The sequence below is a fragment of the Bradyrhizobium sp. YR681 genome, assembly GCF_000282615.1.
Taxonomy (GTDB): Bacteria; Pseudomonadota; Alphaproteobacteria; order Rhizobiales; family Xanthobacteraceae; genus Bradyrhizobium.
Map to the genome: position 1 here is coordinate 1 of NZ_AKIY01000225.1, position 20,602 is coordinate 20,602.

19 protein-coding genes are annotated in these 20,602 nt (G+C 65.0%); 15 read left to right on the top strand and 4 right to left on the bottom strand.

What is annotated here, in order from left to right; all coding sequences use genetic code 11:
* The 12 genes from PMI42_RS23855 to PMI42_RS23905 all read left to right on the top strand — a co-directional run.
* A partial coding sequence (locus PMI42_RS23855; RefSeq protein ID WP_008138823.1) for a GAF domain-containing sensor histidine kinase occupies positions 1-1,072 on the top strand: 1,072 nt, incomplete at its 5' end.
* Between the two features lie 10 nt (positions 1,073-1,082).
* Positions 1,083-1,820: a response regulator gene (locus PMI42_RS23860; protein ID WP_008138825.1), complete on the top strand. Its 738-nt coding sequence runs from the start codon at positions 1,083-1,085 to the stop codon at positions 1,818-1,820.
* Positions 1,821-2,205: 385 nt separating this feature from the next.
* Complete coding sequence (locus PMI42_RS23865; protein WP_008138827.1) at positions 2,206-2,817, top strand: sigma-70 family RNA polymerase sigma factor; 612 nt, start codon at positions 2,206-2,208, stop codon at positions 2,815-2,817.
* Positions 2,818-3,232: 415 nt separating this feature from the next.
* Positions 3,233-3,931: a cytochrome c biogenesis CcdA family protein gene (locus PMI42_RS23870; RefSeq protein ID WP_008138829.1), complete on the top strand. Its 699-nt coding sequence runs from the start codon at positions 3,233-3,235 to the stop codon at positions 3,929-3,931.
* Between the two features lie 31 nt (positions 3,932-3,962).
* Positions 3,963-4,526, top strand: coding sequence for a thioredoxin family protein (locus PMI42_RS23875; protein WP_008138831.1), 564 nt, complete (start codon positions 3,963-3,965; stop codon positions 4,524-4,526).
* Between the two features lie 132 nt (positions 4,527-4,658).
* Complete coding sequence (locus PMI42_RS23880) at positions 4,659-6,068, top strand: cytochrome ubiquinol oxidase subunit I (RefSeq protein WP_008138832.1); 1,410 nt, start codon at positions 4,659-4,661, stop codon at positions 6,066-6,068.
* The gene (cydB, locus tag PMI42_RS23885; protein ID WP_008138834.1) at positions 6,065-7,075 is read left to right on the top strand and encodes a cytochrome d ubiquinol oxidase subunit II; all 1,011 of its coding nucleotides are present in this window, start codon (positions 6,065-6,067) and stop codon (positions 7,073-7,075) included. The genes PMI42_RS23880 and cydB overlap by 4 nt, the downstream gene beginning before the upstream one ends.
* On the top strand, positions 7,075-7,203 hold the full coding sequence (locus PMI42_RS38630; RefSeq protein ID WP_008138836.1) for a hypothetical protein: 129 nt from the start codon (positions 7,075-7,077) through the stop codon (positions 7,201-7,203). The genes cydB and PMI42_RS38630 overlap by 1 nt, the downstream gene beginning before the upstream one ends.
* Before the next feature lie 192 nt (positions 7,204-7,395).
* A complete protein-coding gene (locus PMI42_RS23890) occupies positions 7,396-8,349 on the top strand; it encodes a hypothetical protein (protein ID WP_008138838.1) in 954 nt (317 codons plus the stop codon).
* Between the two features lie 76 nt (positions 8,350-8,425).
* Complete coding sequence (locus tag PMI42_RS23895; RefSeq protein WP_008138839.1) at positions 8,426-9,400, top strand: hypothetical protein; 975 nt, start codon at positions 8,426-8,428, stop codon at positions 9,398-9,400.
* Positions 9,401-9,764: 364 nt separating this feature from the next.
* Positions 9,765-10,358: a L,D-transpeptidase gene (locus tag PMI42_RS23900; protein ID WP_008138840.1), complete on the top strand. Its 594-nt coding sequence runs from the start codon at positions 9,765-9,767 to the stop codon at positions 10,356-10,358.
* Between the two features lie 85 nt (positions 10,359-10,443).
* Positions 10,444-11,481: an amino acid ABC transporter substrate-binding protein gene (locus PMI42_RS23905; protein ID WP_035966452.1), complete on the top strand. Its 1,038-nt coding sequence runs from the start codon at positions 10,444-10,446 to the stop codon at positions 11,479-11,481.
* 226 nt (positions 11,482-11,707) lie between these two features.
* On the opposite strand, the gene PMI42_RS23910 is transcribed toward PMI42_RS23905, so the two are convergent.
* Positions 11,708-12,847: an acyl-CoA dehydrogenase family protein gene (locus PMI42_RS23910; protein WP_008138843.1), complete on the bottom strand. Its 1,140-nt coding sequence runs from the start codon at positions 12,845-12,847 to the stop codon at positions 11,708-11,710.
* 171 nt (positions 12,848-13,018) lie between these two features.
* A complete protein-coding gene (locus PMI42_RS23915; protein WP_008138845.1) occupies positions 13,019-14,218 on the bottom strand; it encodes an acyl-CoA dehydrogenase family protein in 1,200 nt (399 codons plus the stop codon).
* A 137-nt stretch (positions 14,219-14,355) separates the two neighbouring features.
* Here PMI42_RS23915 and PMI42_RS23920 point away from each other — a divergent pair, with 137 nt between their 5' ends.
* The gene (locus PMI42_RS23920) at positions 14,356-14,901 is read left to right on the top strand and encodes a carboxymuconolactone decarboxylase family protein (protein ID WP_008138847.1); all 546 of its coding nucleotides are present in this window, start codon (positions 14,356-14,358) and stop codon (positions 14,899-14,901) included.
* A gap of 89 nt (positions 14,902-14,990) precedes the next feature.
* Positions 14,991-15,485 carry a VOC family protein gene (locus PMI42_RS23925; RefSeq protein WP_008138848.1) on the top strand — a complete coding sequence of 165 codons (495 nt, stop codon included), beginning with the start codon at positions 14,991-14,993 and terminating at the stop codon, positions 15,483-15,485.
* Positions 15,486-15,612: 127 nt separating this feature from the next.
* Here PMI42_RS23925 and PMI42_RS23930 read toward each other — a convergent pair whose 3' ends face one another.
* Together PMI42_RS23930 and PMI42_RS23935 are read right to left on the bottom strand one after the other, a co-directional pair.
* A complete protein-coding gene (locus PMI42_RS23930; RefSeq protein ID WP_008138851.1) occupies positions 15,613-16,851 on the bottom strand; it encodes an MFS transporter in 1,239 nt (412 codons plus the stop codon).
* A gap of 140 nt (positions 16,852-16,991) precedes the next feature.
* Positions 16,992-18,239, bottom strand: coding sequence for an MFS transporter (locus PMI42_RS23935; protein WP_008138852.1), 1,248 nt, complete (start codon positions 18,237-18,239; stop codon positions 16,992-16,994).
* Between the two features lie 186 nt (positions 18,240-18,425).
* On the opposite strand from PMI42_RS23935, the gene PMI42_RS23940 reads away from it, so the two are divergent.
* The gene (locus PMI42_RS23940) at positions 18,426-20,495 is read left to right on the top strand and encodes a prolyl oligopeptidase family serine peptidase (RefSeq protein ID WP_008138854.1); all 2,070 of its coding nucleotides are present in this window, start codon (positions 18,426-18,428) and stop codon (positions 20,493-20,495) included.
* The last annotated feature ends 107 nt before the right edge of the window (positions 20,496-20,602 follow it).

A 20,602-nucleotide genomic window follows, 5' to 3' on the forward strand; every position in this document is an offset into this window, starting at 1 on the left:
CGGCTGCTACAGCCGCTTCATCGGCACCACGTCATCCAAGGCGCTCGACCCCGATCTTCGCGCGATGGTGGAAGCCGCCTTCCAGGGCCGCAAGAACGAATTCGCCGACCACCGCAGCGTGATCTATTTGCGCACCGGGAGCGGCCGCGAGGTCGTGGTGCTGCTCCAGGCCGAGCGCGAATTGTCCGAGACCGACCGTTCGCTGGTCGAGATCTTCTCCTCCCGGCTCTCGATCGCGTTCGACAACGTGATCCTCTATCAGCAGCTCCAGGACGCCAACACCCAGCTGGAAGACCGCGTCGCCCAGCGCACCCGCGCCCTGATGCAGGCCAACCGCCGCCTCTCGGCGCAATGGCTGCGGCTGCAGCGCGCCAACGGCTTCAAGAACGAGATTCTGGGCACGGTCGCGCACGATCTGAAGAATCCGCTCGGCGTCATCCTCGGCCGCACCGAGATGCTGAAGGAGCTGATCTCGACCGGGGCCTCATCCAGCGGCGTGGTCGCCCAGGTCGACCATATCCGCGACGCCACCAAGCGCCTGACCACGATGGTCGATCATCTGATCTCGGACGCGATGGCCGATGCTTTCGACATCACCATCCGCCGCGAGCCGGTCGACGTCGCGGCCCTGGTCAAAGAGGTTGCCGAGGCCAATCAACCGCTCGCCGTCAACAAGCAGCAGACGATCAGCCTCGCCACACCGTCCAACATCGTCACCATGTGCGACACCGACCGCATCCGCGAGGCGATCGACAATCTGATCAGCAACGCCATCAAATACTCCCCGATCGGCGGCAGGATCGGCGTCGCCGTCAGCCATGAGGGCAGCGACACCATCGTCCGCGTCAGCGACGAGGGCGCCGGCCTGTCGCCGGAGGATCTCGGCCGCCTGTTCGGCCGGTTCCAGCGGCTGTCGGCAAAACCGACCGCCGGCGAGAGTTCGACGGGGCTTGGGCTGTCCATCGTCAAGCGTATTGTCGATATGCATGGCGGCGAGGTGACGGCCGACAGCGAGGGCCCCGGCAAGGGCTCGACCTTCACCATCACCCTTCCCGCGACCGAACTGCCGTGATGTAGAGACCATGACCCAAAGCCAGCACATCATGATCGTCGACGACGAGGCCCCGGCCCGGGAGATGGTCGGCGATTACCTCAAGATGCACGGCTTCACCGTGACGCTGTGCGACGGCGGAAAGTCCTTGCGCGCCGCGATCGACGGCGGCATGCCCGATCTCGTCGTGCTCGACCTGAACATGCCCGAGGAAGACGGCCTCTCGATCATCCGCGACCTCAAGAGCCGCATCAACGTGCCGGTGATCATGCTCACCGCGACGGCGAGCCCGATCGACCGCGTCGTCGGGCTCGAGCTCGGCGCCGACGATTACGTCGCCAAACCCTGCGAGCTGCGCGAGCTGATGGCGCGCATCCGCTCGGTGCTGCGCCGAAGCGCGCCGGCCAGGGCCGCGGCGCCGGAAGCGGCGGCGGCGAAATCGGACAAGGATCAGCTGGTCCGCTTCGGTACCAAATGGCTCGACCTCGAAGCCCAGGCGCTGCGCGACGACGAGGGCAACGAGCATCCGCTGACCGCCTCCGAATTCGGGCTGCTCAAGGTGTTCGCCGCCAATCCGAAGCGCGTGCTGTCGCGCGAGCGCCTGCTCGAGCTCGCCAATGCGCGCGATGCCGAAGCCTTCGACCGCGCGGTCGATCTGCGCATCATGCGCATCCGCCGCAAGATCGAGCCCGATCCGGCCAAGCCCGCCGTGATCCGCACCATCCGCGGCGGCGGCTATCTATTCTCGCCCGCGGGCGAGAAGGCGTAGGGCGCGCGGGGGGCGCGCTGCCGTAGCCCGGATGGAGCGCAGCGCAATCCGGGGCGCTGTATCCGCGGATCGAATTGTCCTGGATTTCGCTGCGCTCCATCCGGGCTACAAGAGCAAACGCTGGGTATGGCGCGACCGAACGCAAGAGCCGGGAATCCGTTCCGGCTATTTCGGGCGCCGCCAAAACCCCACCCCGTATTTTCCGTACATTGAAATTCCACGACTTTTTGCCCCGAATGTTTCGTCGCGGCCTGTCCGACGAAACAATTTGGCGGCGCACGAAACCATTTTCCCCTTTTCGTGCAGACGTCCCGAAACGTTGGCTCATTAACACTTTGGTCCAAGGAAACGCCGCTCGGTTGCGGCGCTACGGGGAGCCAAGTCAATGCGGAACGTCATCGCCATCAACGCCCAGGCCAGCCAGAGCATCATCGCCGCTCAGGCGACTTCGGACGACATGCTTCTGGAAAGCATTGCCGACGGCAACCGGACGTCGATGCACATCCTTTATTGCCGGCACAATGTGCGGGTCTACCGTTTCATCCTGCGTATCGTGCGTGACGCCACCACGGCGGAAGATCTGGTCAGCCAGGTGTTCCTCGACGTCTGGCGGACCGCCGGCCAGTTCCAGGGCCGCTCGCAGGTCTCGACCTGGCTGCTGTCGATCGCCCGTTTCAAGGCGCTGACCGCCATGCGCCAGCGCCGTTTCGAGGACATCGACCAGGAAGACGTGCGCCAGATCCCCGACGATTGCGACACGCCGGAGACCTCGCTCGACCGCAGCGACACCAGCGCCATCCTGCGCGCCTGCGTGCAAAAGCTGTCGCCCGCGCATCGCGAAATCATCAATCTCGTCTACTACCACGAGAAGTCGGTGGAGGAGGTCGGCCAGATCATCGGCATCCCCCAGAGCACGGTGAAGACCCGGATGTTCTATGCCCGCAAGCAATTGGCCGATTTGCTTAAGGGCGCCGGCGTCGACCGCTTCGCCGCCTGAAGCTCAGAGATTTCAATGGGATAGGACCTTGATTGTGGCCCTGTCCCGGACACGGAAGTGTTACCGGCGACGAAACAATTGAAACAAAGCACAACATCAGCCGGAAAAACTTCCTCCCTATAAAGATCACATACGGTTTCGTTAAACCTCCCAAGACCTCCAGCGACCCGGACGATGCCCCCGTCCGGGTCGTTTTGTATTTGGGCCTCAGGTGGCCACCGCGGCGGGTGAGGGTTCTCTCTTCTTGGGAAGTGTCCCGTCGTGGAGACACCCCCTCCCCAGTCCTCCCCCGCGCGCGGAGGAGGGAGCGGACCGCCCCCATGGCCGACACTGCCCCGTCACGAACGCGTGACGCCGCGTAACGACTGCCCCTCCCATCCCGAACTGCCCTCGTGACCTCCCTCGCGAGTGCCCCATGCTCGAACTCACCTTCGCTCTCCTCGCCGGCATCCTCACCATCGCCGCGCCCTGTACGTTGCCGATGCTGCCGATCCTGCTCGGTGCCTCGATCGGGCGCGCTGGCCATTTGCGGCCCGCGTTGATCGCGCTCGGCTTCGTCGTCTCGTTCTCGGCGACCGCGCTGCTGCTGGGCGCGATCACGCGGCTGTTCGATTTCGATCCGAACGTGCTGCGCGAGGCGGCCTCCATCCTGCTGCTCGGCTTCGGCCTGTTGATGCTGTGGCCGGCGCCGTTCGAATGGCTGTCGATCCGGCTCAATGGCTGGCTCGATCTCGGCAATCTCGGCGCCACGCAGCGCGAGGGCGCGCTCGGCGGGCTCGTGCTCGGCACCACGCTCGGCCTGGTCTGGACGCCCTGCGCCGGGCCCGTGCTCGGCTCGATCCTGACGCTGGTCGCAAGCCAGAACAACGCCAGCTGGGCCGGCGCGCTGCTGATCGCCTACGCCATCGGGGCTGCGATCCCGATGCTCGCGATCGCCTATGGCGGACAGGCCGCGACCACGCGGGTGCGCAGCCTCGCCCGCATCTCGCCGCGGCTGCAGCAGGGTTTTGGTGTCGTCGTGATCGCTTTCGCCGTCGCCGCCTATTTCCAGTACGACACGCTGATCGTGGCGTGGCTCACCGGCTTCTATCCCACCGGCCAGATCGGCCTGTGATCATCCCTCAGCTTCACCGGAGGACGCTTCCATGACTTTCAAACTGCTCGCCGTTTCCGCCGCCTTGATCGGCATCGCCGTAACCGGCGCCGTCATCCCCGGCATCTGCGACGAGGCCGCGCGCGCGGCGCCGGTCACCGTTGCTGCCGCAAGCCAGCAGACCGCCCCTGATTTCACCGGCATCAACAACTGGTTCAACTCGAAACCGCTGAGCCTCGCCGATCTGCGCGGCAAGGTGGTGCTGGTCGATTTCTGGACCTATGGCTGCGTCAACTGTGTCAACACGCTGCCGCACGTCACCGACCTCTACGCAAAATACAAGGACAAGGGCCTCGTCGTGGTCGGCGTGCACACGCCGGAATTCCCGTTCGAGCGCTCGGCCTCCAACGTGCAGGCCGCGCTGAAGCGTCACGGCATCACCTATCCGGTGGCGCAGGACAACGATTCGAAGACCTGGAACGCCTACAGCAACCAGTATTGGCCGGCGCAATACATCATCGACCAGAGCGGCAAGATCGTGTTCCAGCACGCCGGCGAAGGCCGCTATGACGAGATCGACCGCACCGTGGCAAGGCTGCTGAATGCAAACAGCTGACGTCGTGCGGTTAGACAAAGAGTCCTATAGGATAAGAGCCCGGCATGAGTCATCATGCGCAGGCCGGGCGCGATGACATAGCTGAGCAGCCAGATCGGCGCCCCAACGTCTCGCGTTGTGACGGGAGCGCCGATGCTATCGAACCTCGATCCAATCGTGCTTGCGCGCGCGCAGTTTGCATTCACGATGTCGTTCCACATCGTGTTTCCGGCGTTCTCGATCGGGCTTGCCAGCTATCTCGCCGTGCTCGAAGCGATCTGGCTGTGGACCGGCCGCGAGGTCTTTCTCAACCTGTTCCAGTATTGGCTGAAGATCTTCGCGATCGCATTCGGCATGGGCGTCGTGTCGGGCATCGTGATGTCCTACCAGTTCGGAACCAACTGGTCGGCATTTGCCGACAAGACCGGACCGGTCATCGGTCCCTTGATGGCTTACGAGGTGCTGACCGCATTCTTCCTCGAAGCCGGGTTCCTCGGCGTGATGCTGTTCGGTCTCGATCGCGTCGGCCCGAGGCTGCACTTCGTCGCGACGCTGATGGTCGCGATCGGCACGCTGATCTCGGCCTTCTGGATTCTCTCCGCCAATTCGTGGATGCAGACCCCGGCGGGCTACGCCATCAATGCCGACGGCCAGTTCGTCGTCGCCGACTGGTTCAAGGTGATCTTCAATCCGTCCTTCCCCTACCGGCTCGTGCATATGGTGCTGGCCGCCTATTTGACGACGTCGCTCGTGGTCGGCGCGGTCGGCGCGTATCACCTGCTGCGCGATCCGCATCTTGCCGGCCCCCGCGTGATGTTCTCGATGGCGATGTGGATGGCGGCACTGGTCGCGCCGGTCCAGATCCTGGCCGGCGACCAGCACGGCCTCAACACGCTGGCGCATCAACCGGCGAAGGTCATGGCGATGGAAGGGCATTACCAGAGCCACAGGGACGGTGCGCCGCTGATTCTGTTCGGCCTGCCCGATCAGGACGCCGGCCGGGTCAAATACGCGATCGAGATACCAAAGCTGTCTTCGCTCGTGCTCAAGCATTCCCTCGATGCGCCGCTCGCGGGCCTCGATACCGTCCCGCGCGAAAACTGGCCGCCGGTCCCGATCACGTTCTGGTCGTTCCGCATCATGGTCGCCCTGGGCTTCCTGATCTTCGGGCTCGGGCTGTTCAGCCTCTGGACACGCTGGCGCGGCACGCTGTTCGATTCGCGACCACTGCACATGTTCGCGCTGATGATGGGGCCGGCGGGGTTCATCGCGGTGCTCGCGGGCTGGATCACCACCGAGACTGGCCGGCAGCCGTTCACGGTCTACGGCCTGCTACGAACGACAGACGCCGCCTCGCCGCTGGCCGCGCCCGCGGTGGGCTCGTCATTGCTCGCTTTCGTCATCGTCTATTTCATCGTGTTCGCGGCGGGCGCCATTTACATCCTGCGCCTGATGGCGGCCTCGCCTCATCACGGCGAGCAGGGACCGAGCGGCGACATGCCGGCGCGCGCCGCCGGTATCACGCCGGCCGCGGGCGTTGCCGGCCAGGGGGCGCCGTCATGACCGCCGCGGTCGACCTCGCCACCGTCTGGGCTTTCATCATCGCTTTCGCGGTGTTCGTCTATGTCGTGATGGACGGATTCGATCTCGGCCTCGGCATGCTGTTTCCGTTGTTTCCAGACAAGGCCGACCGCGACGTCATGATGAACAGCGTCGCGCCGGTGTGGGACGGCAACGAGACCTGGCTGGTGCTCGGCGGCGGCGGCCTGATGGCAGCCTTTCCGCTTGCCTACGCGGTGCTGATGCCGGCGCTCTATACGCCGATGATCGCGATGCTGATCGGCCTCGTCTTCCGCGGCGTCGCCTTCGAATTCCGCTGGCGCACGACCGCGGCACGAAACCGCTGGGACCTTGCCTTTGCCTTGGGATCGCTGCTGGCGGCTCTGGCGCAGGGCGTCGCGCTCGGCGCCATCCTGCAAGGCGTGCATGTCGAGGGGCGGCATTATGCCGGCGGCTGGTGGGACTGGCTGACGCCGTTCAGCGTCTTGACCGGAATTGCCCTGATGATCGGCTATTGCCTGCTCGGCGCCAGCTGGCTCATTCTGAAGACCGAAGGCGCGCTGCGCGAGAAGGCCTATCGGCTGAGCTGGTATCTGCTGTTCGCGATGCTGGCGGCGATCGCCATCGTCAGCATCGCCACGCCGTTTCTCAGCATTCAATACGCGCAGCGCTGGTTCGCCTGGCCGAACATCGTCCTGGTCGCGCCGGTGCCGCTCGCGGTCGCCGCCGTCACCGCGCTGTTGATACGCAGCCTCGGGCAGAAGCAGGACGCCCGGCCGTTCTTCCTCGTTTTGGCATTGTTCGCGCTGTCCTATGTCGGGCTCGGCATCAGCATGTATCCCTACATCGTGCCGCAGAGCATCACGATCTGGCAGGCGGCTGCGCCGCAGAACAGCCAGATCTTCATGCTCGTCGGCGTCGCCGGACTGGTGCCGCTGATTCTCGGCTACACCGGCTGGGCCTATTGGGTGTTCCGCGGCAAGGTCCGGGCCGGGAGCGGTTATCATTGATGCCGCGCAAGGCAGAGCCGGGGCCGCTGGGGCGACGGTTGCTATGGTTCGCCATTCTCTGGCTCGGCGGGGTCGGCACCGTCGCGGTGATTTCGTTCGGCCTCAGGCTGTGGCTTGCGCCGAAATGATCGGCCCCGTGGTCAAGTGGATCGCTTTCAGCTCAAAAAACGCGACGACCAGATCGACCGCGCCGTCGCGAAGCTGCTGAACACGCGCAAGCGCCTGCACCTTAAGTCGCCGATGAGACGCCCTGCGATTACGGCTTGACTCGACGGCGCGTGCCGTGGAGTTTTCACGTCCAGGGAAGCCCGCCGGTCGCGATGGACGACAGAGAAACCGAAAATCAAGTTCGCCTTCGCAGCAGCCATTCGCGCCAAGAGCGCCTGCTCGGGGCGGGTATTGGGATCGCGCTCTTGCTGTTCAGCCGCGGGGAGCTCGCCATCGTCAGTTTCCTGCTGATCGCGATCGGCCTTGTGTTCATCTACAAGGCGACCTTCGACGCCGATGAGCTTTGGACTATCGCCCTTGACATGGTCGTCGTCGAAAGGAAATGGCCATTTAGCCAGCAGAGCGTCCGATTCATCCGGAGAGAGGACATATCGAAAATTCGGATCGATCGCGACAAGACCAATCAGACGTGTTTTCGCCTCACTCTACAGCTGACTTCGGGTGATCGTCTGACATCGCCGCCACTTCCCGAAATCACGCATGTCCGCGAAACCACCGCAGAGATCGCCGAACAGCTTGGCATCGTCGACATTGATCCTCCGGCGAATCCTCTTGATGCGACCAATGCAGAGATACGGCTTGGCGAGCCCGTCGGACCGGCCATCGGCCGTGGCACCCGGATCATCACGCTGATCATCGCCGGCCTGTGCACGATTCCCTATGCATACAAGTTCTGGAACGGTTTGCCCCTCGCTATCGGCGAGATCATCTTCCTGTTCGTCGGTCCGGTCGTGGGCTTCCTCTTTTTCCGACATGCGCACACATCTGCCGGTTCGTTCTGGATCGTGCGCCAGGGCGAACTGCGCGTCGAGCGGCTGACTCGCGACGGGCAGCCACGCGTGGATACGATCACAGGCGGCGACGTCGACTCGATTTCGATCGAGCGCGACAGTAGAGCCGAGGAAGAACGTTACGTCGTCAGAGTCGACCGCGTCGGCAAGCAGAAATTCCTGAGCCCGGGCATTGGGACGCAGGATGAGACGCGCGCGGTGGCTGCGGAAATCGCCTTGCGTCTCGGGGTTGCGCCCGAGCGCGTGCGTCAATGAGCCGTTAACACCCTTGTTGCTTGACTCCACGGACCCGTCCGTGGAGGTTCGCAGCCCTCGGAATCAGCCGCCCGCTATGGACGACGCGCCTACCAGCACCGACATCCGCCTTCGCGAAGGCGCCTCGATCGCGCAGCGGCTTGTCATGTCCGCCTTTGCCGCGGCCGTCGCGCTGTGCTTCACGCCGGGCCTGTTCACGCACGATACGCTGGAAATCATCATCTCGGTGGTCGCGCTGCTGGTGGGAGCGGGGTTCGTCGTCGGCATCATGATGGCCCCTGCGGTGGTGTGGATCATCACGTCGGACGAGATCCTGATCGGACGGCAAAGCCCGTTCGGAAAGCTGCGCACGCGGATCGTCGGGAAAGACGACATTGCGGCGCTGCAGGTTCCCGGCAGCAAGCGGGTGAAGGCCCGCTTTCAACTCGTCTTCACGCTGGCCTCGGGAGAGCGCCTGACATCCCCGCCGATCGCCGACGTCACCCATGTTCGCGACACCGTGGCGCGGATCGCGGCGCAGTTCGAGGTTCCCAATGTCGAGGAGCCCGTCAATCCGCTCGATGCCAGCAATCCCGAGATGCATCTCGGCGAGCCGCTCGAGGCGTTTTCCGCGCGGGACATCCGGATCGTCGCGTTGATCGCCGTCGCCTTGTCTGCCGTGCCCTACGCCTACAAGCTCTGGCGCGGATGGCCGCCCACCCATGTCGACATCCTGCTGCTGCCGCTCGGCGCGATCGCGGCATTTGCCGTCTACCGCTACGCCAACCTCCTGACCGGCGCGTTCTGGATCATCCGCGAGGGCGATATCCGCGTCGAAAGGCTGTGGGGCGACGGCCAGCCGCGCGCCGACCATATCGAGGGGCAGGACGTGAAGACAATCACCGTCGATCGCCGCGGCCGGTCCGAGGACGAGCACTGCATCGTCACGATCCGGCTGCGCTCGGGGCGACGGTTTCGCAGCCCCCGGATCGGCTCGCGGCTCGAGGCCCGCGCGGTGGGGACGGAAATCGTGCGGCGGCTCGGGATCGCGGCGGAGAGCAACAGGATCTAGCTGGGAGCCATCGCCAATTGTCGAAGTTGATCTCGCCGCGCGTTCGGTCTGCGCCTCTCCCGCTTGCGGGAGAGGTCGCCGTGCAGCGGCGGGTGAGGGTTCTGTCCTCTGGGGGAGTGTCCCTTTGCGGAAACACCCTCTCCCCGGCCCTCCCCCGCCAGCGGGGGAGGGAGCGCACCGGCCTCTTGGCCACAATCACGGTTTTACGCGCCATCCCCTGTTTGTGGCATTGCCGGGGTCTCGTCAAAAAACCAAAGCATTCTCGTGACATACCAGCCGGGCGCGCCATCAACTTGCCACGAAGCTGCCCCTGAGTTCAGATGGTTCCGAATGATTTGCGCTGTGGCAGCGGGGAGAGCTTGAAATGACGGATTTTCGTCGCCTGACCGGGGCGTTGATTGCTGCGATGGGGCTGATCCTGTCCGCGCCCCACGCCTCCGCCCAGCAGCCCGACCGCGGCGACGAGCCCGGGCTGGTCGCTGACGATGCCTACGAGCTCGATCCGGAATGGCAGAAGCAGGTGGTCTACTTCCGCACCACCGAAGCGCCCGGCACGATCATCGTCTCGACCGCCGAACGGCATCTCTATCTGGTGCAGCCCGGTGGGCGCGCGATCCGCTACGGCATCGGCGTCGGCCGCGACGGTTTTCAGTGGCAGGGGCTGGTGAACATCACCAACAAGAAGGAGTGGCCGGACTGGACGCCGCCGCCGGAGATGATCCAGCGCCAGCCCTATCTGCCGCGCTTCATGGCCGGCGGCCCCGGCAACCCGCTCGGCGCCCGCGCCATGTATCTGGGCACCACGGTCTACCGCATCCACGGCACCAACCGGCCCGACACGATCGGCACCAAGGTGTCCTCGGGCTGCTTCCGGCTCGTCAACCGCGACGTCGCCGATCTCTATGATCGCGTCCCGGTCGGCACCAAAGTCGTCATCCGGCAGAAGCCCGAACTCTAGGGCTATGGTTTGCGCATGATCCCCCGGATCATGCTCGGCGCCCTCCTCCCAATTCCTTTTCCCGATTTTTCGAGAGAGCAACATGATGCGCACATTTCGAGGCGGCCTGCTGATCGGGCTCGCGGTCGCCGTCCTGGTCGCCGTTCTGGCGATCATCTATGAATTCTACGACACCCGCACGCTGAAGCGCACGGTGCGCCGCGGCGAGGTGCTGTGCGGCGTCAACAAGGGCCTGCCCGGCTTCTCGATCCCCGACGACAAGGGCAACTGGACCGGCTTCGACGTGGATTTCTGCCGCGCGGTGGCCTCGGCCATCTTCAACGATCCGGCCAAGGCGAAGTTCGTTCCGCTCGACGCCGGCGAACGCTTCAAGGAGTTGCAGAGCCGGAAGGTGGACATCCTCTCGCGCAACTCGACCTGGAGCATGGCGCGCGAGCTCGACTACGATCTCTATTTCCCGGCGGTCGCCTATTACGACGGCGCCGGATTCATGCTGCCGCGTTCGCGCAACAAGGAGACCTCGCTCGACCTCGACGGCAGCAAGGTCTGCGTGCAGGCCGGCACCACCACGCTGCTCAACGTCGCCGACTACTTCAAAGCCAACAACATGAAGTATGAAGAGGTGAAGTTCGACAAGCTGGACGACGTGGTGAAGGCCTACGACACCGGCAAGTGCGACACGCTCTCCGCCGATGTCTCTCAGCTCTACGCGCTGCGGCTGAACCTCGGCAAGCCCGGCGACCACATGATCCTGCCGGACATGATCTCCAAGGAGCCGCTCGCCCCCGTCGTGCGCCAGCGCGACGACGACTGGATGATGATCGTAAAGTGGACGCTCTACGCCATGATCAACGCCGAAGAGCTCGGCGTCACCTCGGAGAACATCGACGAGGCCCTGAAGTCGAAGAAGCCTGAGGTGATGCGGCTGGTCGGCACCGAGGGCAATTACGGCGAGCAGCTCGGCCTCACCAAGGACTGGGTCGTCCGCATCATCCGCCACGTCGGCAATTACGGCGAGATGTACGAGCGCAACATCGGCGAGAAGTCGAAGCTGAAGATCCCGCGCGGGATGAACCAGCTGTGGAATGCCGGTGGCGTGCAGTACGCGCCGCCGATGAGGTAAAGGACGGTCTAACCGCCGTCATTGCGAGCGAAGCGAAGCAATCCAGATACGCCCCGCGGTGAAAGTCTGGATTGCTTCGTCGCAAGGGCTCCTCGCAATGACGAGGCGAGAGCCTTCATCCCTCCGGACCCGTAGCCCGGATGGAGCGCAGCGCAATCCGGGGCGGTCTCGCCGCGCGGAGAGAACCCGGATTTCGCTGCGCTCCATCCGGGCTACAAGACCCAGATCAATATCCCCGCGCCCGCGCCAGCTGCTCGGTGTGGTAGTTGGCGTCGCCGAACAGCTCCTCGCACACGCGTGCGCGCTTCATGAAGAAGCCGATGTCGAACTGGTCGGTCATGCCCATGCCGCCGTGCATCTGCACGCCCTCCTGCACCGCGCGGGTGGCGGTGGTGCCGGCACGCGCTTTCGCGACCGCGACGGCTGAAGCGGCTTTCGTGACATCCGCATCCAGCGCCTGCAGCGCCTTTATGATGGCGGCGCGGGTGATCTCGATGTCGACATAGAGCTCGGCGGCGCGGTGCTGCAGCGCCTGGAATTCGCCGATCAGCTTGCCGAACTGCTTTCGGTTCTTGAGGTATTCGACGGTGCGGTTGAAGACCTCGTCGCTGAGGCCGACCATTTCGGCGGCGACCGCGCCGCGGCCGATGTCCAGCACGCCGTCGAGCAGCGCAGCGCCCTGGTCGACCTCGCCGAGCACGCTGTCGGCGGTGACCTCGACATTGGCAAGCTCGATCCGCGCCGCATTGTGCGCGTCGACCATGATGGTGCGCTCGATCGCAACGCCCTTGGCTTTGGGATTGACCAGGAACAGCGTCAAGCCCTCGCGTTCGCCGGCGGAGCCGGCGGTACGCGCGGCGACGATGGAGAGATCGGCGACGTGGCCGTCGACCACCAGCGCCTTGGCGCCGGAGAGCTTGAAGCCGTTGCCGGCACGCACGGCCTGAAGGCTGGTCTGGAGCGGGCGATGCTTTGCGCCCTCGTCGATCGCAAGCGTCGCGAGCAGCGAGCCGTTCGAAATCTTCGGCAAGAACTCCGACTTCTGTGCGGCATTACCGCCGAGGTTCAGCGCCGAGGCCGCGACCACGCTGGTGGCGAGAAACGGCGACGGCATCAGGGTGCGGCCAATCTCCTCCATGATGATGCCGGCCTCCATGAAGCCGAGACCGCTGCCGCCAAACTCTTCCGGCACCAAGAGGCCGGCAAAGCCCATCTCGGCGAAGGAATGCCAAAGCTCCTTGGAGAAGCCGGTGGGATCCTTGGCATCGCGCAAGGAGCGCAGGTGCGACACCGGCGCCTTGTCGCTGATCAGCCCGCGCGCGCTGTCGCGGAGCATGGATTGTTCTTCGGTGAGGACGAGGGCCATGTGCGTGTTTCCGATTCGAAATCTATTTTGTCTTGGTCATTCCGGGATGGCCCGAAGGGCCAGGCCCGGAATCCATACTCCCGACCGGTGGTTATGGATTCTCAGATGCGCAATTGCGCATCTTAGCTCGCGCTACGCGCGCCCCGGAATGACGGGTGGTGAAAGCGTGGCTTACGCTCCCGGCAGATCCAGGATGCGCTTGGCGACGATGCCGAGCATCACCTCCGTGGTGCCGCCCTCGATCGAGTTGGCCTTGGTGCGCAGCCAGGCGCGCGGACGGGCGCCTTGCCTGGAGCGTTCGCTCTCCCATTCCAGCGCATCGACGCCGCCGGCCGACATCAGGATCTCGTAGCGGCGCTTGTTGAGCTCGGTGCCGTAATATTTCATCGCCGACGAGAACGCCGGATGCGCCTGCCCCGCCTTGGCGAGATCGACGGCACGCTCGGCGCAAGCGGCAAGCGCGGCCTCGTCGACGTCGAAACTGGCGATCCGGCCGCGCAGCATGGAATCATCGAGCCTGCCTTGCGTATCGGAGCCGACGGAGTCGGCCGCTATCTGGCCGAGCGGACGGCCGACGCCGCGCTCGCCCATCCCTGAAATCATCGCGCGCTCGTGCTGGAGCAGATATTTCGCGACGTCCCAGCCGCGGTTGACTGTACCGACCACATGCGACTTCGGCACGCGGACGCCGTCGAAGAAGGTTTCGCAGAACGGCGAGTAGCCGGAGATCAAGAGGATCGGCTTGGTCGTCACACCCTTCGAGGTCATGTCGAACAGGATGAAGCTGATGCCGTCATGCTTCTTGGCGGCGGGATCGGTGCGGACGAGACAGAAGATCCAGTCGGCGTAATTGGCGTAGGAGGTCCAGATCTTCGAGCCCGTGATGACGAAATCGTCGCCGTCGCTCTCGGCGCGGGTCTGGAGCGAGGCGAGATCGGAGCCGGCGTTCGGCTCGGAATAACCCTGGCACCAGCGGATCAGCCCTGCCGCGATCTTCGGCAGATGCTCCTTCTTCTGGGCTTCGTTGCCGTACTTGAGCAGCGCGGGTCCGAGCATCCAGATGCCGAAGCTCGACAGCGGCGGACGGGCGCCGATCTTCGCCATTTCCGCGCGCAGCACCTTGTGCTCGGCCGCGCTGAGGCCGCCGCCGCCATACTCCTTGGGCCAATCCGGCACGGTCCAGCCCTTGTCGCGCATACGCTCGAACCAGATGCGCTGCGGCTCGGAGGCGAATTTCGTATTGCGTCCGCCCCAGAACACGTCGGCGTCCGAGGTCGCGGGCTTGCGCATTTCCGGCGGGCAATTGGCCTCCAGCCAGGCGCGCGTCTCGGCGCGAAATTGTTCGAGATCGGCGGTCTCAGTTTCACTCATGGTCGTTTCCATCAATCAAAAAGACTTGTTGGGCGCGACTCTGGGCCATCGCCTTGTGGAATTCAACCACTTCCGTGACGCTGCATTCGGCTATAGTCGCCGCCACTCCGGTGCTTGAAAACAAAGAGGAAACCAGAATGCGCCTGAAACTTCTTTCGCCTGGCGAAATGAACGAGAGCCAGCGGCAGACCTATGACGAGTCGATTGCCGGCAAGCGCGGCAAGCCGCCGGCGCCGATGATGGCCTGGCTCAACAGCCCCGACATGGCCCGTCACGCCACGCGGCTCGGCGAAGTCCTGCGCTACGACACGATATTCCCCGCCAGGCTTTCGGAGATCGCGATCCTGGTGACGGCGCGCCACTGGACCGCGCATTACGAATGGTACGCGCATAAGCGCCTCGCGCTCGCCGGCGGCATGGACCCTGAAATCATCGACGCCATCCGCGACCGCCGCACGCCTGTCTTCGACGACCCCAGGGGCAGGATGATCTACGACGTCGCAAAATCGCTGCATGAGGGCCACGGCGTCGAGAAGGGGCTTTACGACGAGGCCGTAAAACTGCTCGGTGAGCGCGGCGTGGTCGAGGTGATCGGGCTGTGCGGCTATTACACCATGGTGTCGATGACGCTGAACACGTTTGAGTTCGAGCTGCCCGAGGGTGAGGCACGGGAGCTGTCATAGTTTCGCATCAGGAAACGCAGGGTTTCGGGATGGGCCAGTAGCACTGCCCCGGCGCCGGACTTATGTGGAGTTCAGCAGGGAGCACCACCATGTCGCAAAGCCAAGCCGTCGCCGCCGGCACCAGGATCGGCCACGTCCACCTCAAGGTCGCCGACCTCGATCGCGCGCTCGGCTTTTATTGCGGCGTGCTCGGCTTCGAGCTGATGCAGCGCATGGGTTCTGGCGCCGCCTTCATCTCGGCCGGCGGCTATCATCACCACATCGGGCTCAACACCTGGGAGAGCAAGGGCGGCTCGCCGCCGCCGCCGGGCACCACCGGGCTGTTCCACACCGCGATCCTCTATCCGACACGGCCGGCGCTGGCGGACGCGCTGCACCGGGTGCTCACGGCCGGCATTGCGCTCGACGGCGCGAGCGACCACGGCGTCAGCGAAGCGCTGTACTTGCGCGATCCCGACCAGAACGGCGTCGAGCTGTATTGGGACCGGCCCAGGGAGCAATGGCCGTTCAGTGCGGATGGCAAGCTGGCGATGATCACCAAGCGGCTGGATGTGGAGGGGTTGCTGAAGCAGCGGGAGGCTTAATCTCCGCTCCCTCCTCTCGTCATTGCGAGGAGCGAAGCGACGAAGCAATCCAGACTGCCTCTGCGGAAAGATTCTGGATTGCTTCGCTGCGCTCGCAATGACGGAGTTTGTGGCGGCCTTGGCGACTCTAGGCCGCCTTCACCCGCGGCTTCCCCCGCACCATGATCAACGCCGCCGCCATCACTTCCAGCGCGATGCAGAGATAGAACGGCAGCGAATAGCCGCCGGACCAATCGCGCAAGGCTCCGACGACGCCCGGGCCGAACGCGTACGTCACCTGGTTGATCGCGGTGTTCAGGCTGATCAGCACGCCGAAAGAGGCCGAGTCGAATTCCCGCTGCACGATCAGCGACGGCAGCGTGATGAGATTGCCGACCGAGAAGCCGAACACCGCACAGGCCGCGATCAGGGCGTAGTCGTTGTGGATGTTGATGACGACGCACAGTGCCGCGGCCTGGCTCAGGAATGACAGCGCCGATGCCAGCCGCTGGTTGAGGCGGTCGATCACCAGCGAGAACAGCACCCGGCCGACCACCGCCATCGCGGTCAGCACCGCGACCGCCACGGCGGCACGCTCGCGGCCGATCACGGGATCGAGGAACGAGATCAGATGCACGATGAAGCCGACCTGCGCGAACAGCACCAAGGCAAAGGCAATGGTCACCGTGAGGAAGCCGACGTCGCGCAGCGCCCAGCTGCGGATCTGCGCCGATGATTGCGGCTTTGCCTTCGCAGCCGCCTGCCAGCCGTGGAGATCGGGCGGGCGCCCGACGAACAGCAAAATCACCGGGACGAGCAGCACCAGCATCGCGCCGGCGGTGAAGTACATCGCGCTGGCGAAGCCGGCATGGCCGATCAATGTCACCAGCAGCGGCACGCCGACGATGCCGCCGAAGCTGGCGCCGTTCAGCGCCAGGCTGATCGCCATGCCGCGCTTGTGGTCGAACCACAGGCTGATCGTGTTGGTGATCATGGCCAGACTGGTGCCGGCCCAGCCGAACGCGAGCACGGCATCGGCAAGGTAGAGCTGCCAGGGTTCGCGCACCGCGCCGATCGCGACAGCTGCTGCCGCCATCGCCAGCGTGCCCGCGATCAGGCAGAGGCGCGGGCCATATTTCCGGACGGCTTCGCCGACGAACACGACCAGCAGCGCACCGAACAAATAGAAGAAGGTCGTCCCTGCAGAGATCAGCGAGGCCGGCCAGCCCCGCGCGCGCTGGAGCTCGGCGACGTAGACGCTCTGGCCGTAGAAGCCGAGTCCCCAGCCGAAGGTCGCGAGCAGGAAACAGACCGCGACGATGCGCCAGCCTTCGTAACGGAGCGAGGATTCGTCGATGGGCGCGCCGGGGCGGGGATTGTCGAGCATTGCGCTTGTCCTTGGTTTCCCCCGCGAGCGCCGTGCTTCACGCCCGCCTGTTCATGACAAGCATCATGTAACAACCGAGCCCTCGAAAATCACTTCGACAGCGATCGAACTATCAACGTTGCTGACAGCCTCCCGCCAACTCAGATCGCATCCGGGAACTCGCCCATCGCCGCCTCCAGCCGCGCCCTGCGGCGGCGCGCCCAGGAGACCAGCGAAAGCACGGCAAGACCGAGAACCACCGGCGGGAACACCACCATGTTCACGGCGGACCAGCCGTAATTCGCAAGCAGCTGCCCGGAGGAGAACGAGCCGATCGCCATCATGCCGAACACGAGGAAATCGTTGAAGGCCTGCACCTTGTTGCGCTCCTGCGGGCGGTGCGTCTCCAGCACCAGCGCGGAGGCGCCGATGAAGGAGAAATTCCAGCCGATACCGAGCACGACCAGCGTGGCCCAGAAGTGCATCGCGGTGATGCCGGAGAGACCGATCGTAGCCGCGCCCGCTTCGAGCAGCAGGCCGGCTGCGACGATTCTGGGCGCGCCGAAGCGTGCGATCAATGCGCCGGTGAAGAAGCTCGGCCCGTACATGGCGACGATGTGCCACTGAATGCCGAAATTGGAATCGGACAGGCTGAGGCCGCAGAGCTTCATGGCGAGCGGCGCCGAAGTCATCACCAGATTCATCATGGGATAGGAGATGACGCCGCACAAAGCCGCTGCGATGAAGCGCGGCTGGCTGACGATAGTGAGCAGCGGCCGGCCGCCATGCAGATCGGCCGGCGCGGGCTTGGGCATATCGACGCCGGCGACGATACCCATCGCGACCAGTGCGACTGCGGCCTGCACCAGGAAGCTGAAGGCGAACAGATAAGGCGACCAGACATCCATGGTCCATTGCACGAGCTGCGGACCGAGCACGCCGGCGAACACACCGCCCGCCATCACCCAGGACACGGCTTTCGGCCGATAGGCCGCGCTGGCGCCGTCGGCCGCAGCGAAGCGATAGGATTGCGCCACCGCGCCGTAGAGGCCGCCGAGGAAGGTCGCGACGCAGAACAGCGCGAACGAGGCGTGCAGGATCGCAAACGAGCCGAGCACGCCGGTGAGCGTGCCAAGGCCGGTGCCGACGATGAAGGCCGCGCGACGACCGAAACGGCGCGAGATCGCGCCGGTCGGCAGCGTGCCGGCGGCAAGGCCGACCACATACATCGAGATCGGCACCGTCGCGAACGACATGTCCGGCGCGAGCGTGGCGCCGACGATCGCGCCGGTAGCGAAGATCACGGCCGAATTGGCGCCGGTCAGCGCCTGCGCCGCAGCAAGGCGCACCACATTGGCACGCACGCGGGCATCGGCGTCAATTTGATCGACTGAAGTCACGTCAAGCATCGGCATTTCCGCCCAAAGGGGCTTTGTTGATTCCCGGCACTATGGAGGGGTGCGGGAGGGGGAGCAACCGGCGCAAACGGGCGCAGGCCATGCCTCTGACGCAATCGGAGGGAGTATAGCGGGCCGCGCCCTTGACGGCTTGCGTTCGATCAAATCCTATCCGCCGCGACTTCAGGAGTTTCGTTCATGTCCGTCGATATCAGGCCCACGCTCAGCGCTCCCGACGACGATCCCTGGCTGTGGCTGGAGGAGATCGAGGGCAAGCAGGCGCTCGATTTCGTGGAGCGGCAGAATCAGTTGACGCTCAGCGCGTTTGGCGGGGCGAGCTATGAGCACGACCGCGACATCCTCGCCGCGATCTACGATCGTCCGGACAACATCCCCTACGTCAGCCGGCGCGGCAACGACCTGCACAATCTCTGGAAGGACGCCACCCATCCGCGCGGCCTGTGGCGGCGGACCACGCTGGCGGAGTTTCGCAAACCCGATCCGGCGTGGGAGACCATGCTGGATATCGACCGGCTCGCGGCAAGCGAAGGCGAGGACTGGCTGCTCAGCGGGATCGCCACGATGCCCGGCAGCTCGCGCGCGATCCTGAGCCTGTCGCGCGGCGGCAGCGACGCGGTCACCTTGCGGGAATTCGACCTCGCCACCAAGAGTTTTGTGGCGGACGGTTTTACGCTGCCGGAAGCCAAGGGCGGCGCCGACTGGCTCGATGGCGACACGCTGCTGCTGTCGAGCGCCCATGGCGAGGGCATGGCGACTGCTTCCGGCTATTCGCGGACAGTTCGCCTGTGGCGGCGCGGCCAGCCCGTCGATCAGGCGCAAGTGATCCTCGAGACCACCGCCGATCACATGGCGATGTCAGGCATGGTCGACGACACCGGCGCGGTCCCGCGCAGCTGGATCGTCGACCAGATCGACTTCTTCAACCATGCCATCTGGCTGCGTGATGCGACCGGCACGACGACGAAGCTCGATCTGCCGACCGGCATCTGGATGCAGGCCGATGGCGACTGGTTCGCGATGAAGCTGCGCAAGGACTGGTCGGTCGAAGGCCGAACCTATGTCACCGACACCGTGCTCGGCCTATCGCTCTCCGCGTTCCTCGCCGGCCGCCGCGATTTTGCGGTCCTGTTCGAGCCGGCACCTCGGCGCGCGCTGCAAGGCCTGTTCTGGGTGGCGGGAAAGCTGGTGCTGTCGATCCTCGACGAACTCAAGCCGCAGTTCGAAATCCGCACGCCGTCCGCCAGCGGCTGGGGCCGCGAGACGCTTCCCGGCCTGCCGCAGATCGGCGTCGTCGACATCTGGCCGCTCGATCGCCATCCGTCCGAGAGCAATGGCGACCTGCTCGCCAATGTGCAGGATCCTCTGACGCCGCCCTCGCTGCTGCTGATCGCGCGCGGCGTCGCAAGCCCGACCGTCCTGAAGCAGGCGCCGAAGACGTTCACCGCCGACGGCCTCGTGGTGACACAGCACGAGGCGATCTCGGTCGACGGCGAGCGCATCCCCTATGTCCAGACCGGCCCCGCCGAGGAGACCGGCGATGCGCCGGTCTATATGAGCGCCTATGGCGGCTTCGCCGTCGCGGTGAAGCCATACTACCATCCGTCGCTCGGCAAGCTGTGGCTGGAGCGCGGCGGCACCACCGTGCAGGCGAATTTGCGCGGCGGCGGCGAGTTCGGCACGCGCTGGCACGATGCCGGCCGGCTCGCCGGAAAGAAGCTGTCGCATGACGATTTCGCGGCCGTCGCCGCCGATCTCGTCCGCCGCGGCGTCACGAAACCGAAACGCATCGCCGCGCAGGGCGGCTCGAACGGCGGCATCCTCATCACCAACATGCTGGTGCGCTACCCCGAGCGTTTCGGCGCGCTGTTCTGCACCATCCCGCTGATCGACATGCGCCGCTACACAAAGCTGCTCGCGGGCGCGAGCTGGATCGCGGAATATGGCGATCCCGACAAGGCGGAGGAGTGGGAGTGGCTGAAGACCTACTCCGCCTATCACAATGTGAGGGCCGGCCAGTCCTATCCGCCGATCCTGATCGCGACCACGCGACGCGACGACCGCGTCCATCCCGGCCACGCGCGCAAGATGGCGGCGAAGCTTCAGGCGATGGGCTACGAGGCCTGGTTCTACGAACCGGAAGCGGGCGGCCACGGCTACGGCAAGGACAACAAGGAGCGCGCCGGCTTCGAGGTGCTCGGCTTCCGATTCCTGAAGGACAAGATCGGCTGGCTGGACGGCGAGGCCTGACGGGCGCTTGAGTGAATCGGGCACAAGCCCATCGGGTGGTGCACCTCTCCCGCTTGCGGGAGAGGTCGACGCGCTCGAAGAGCGCGGCGGGTGAGGGCTTTCTCCTC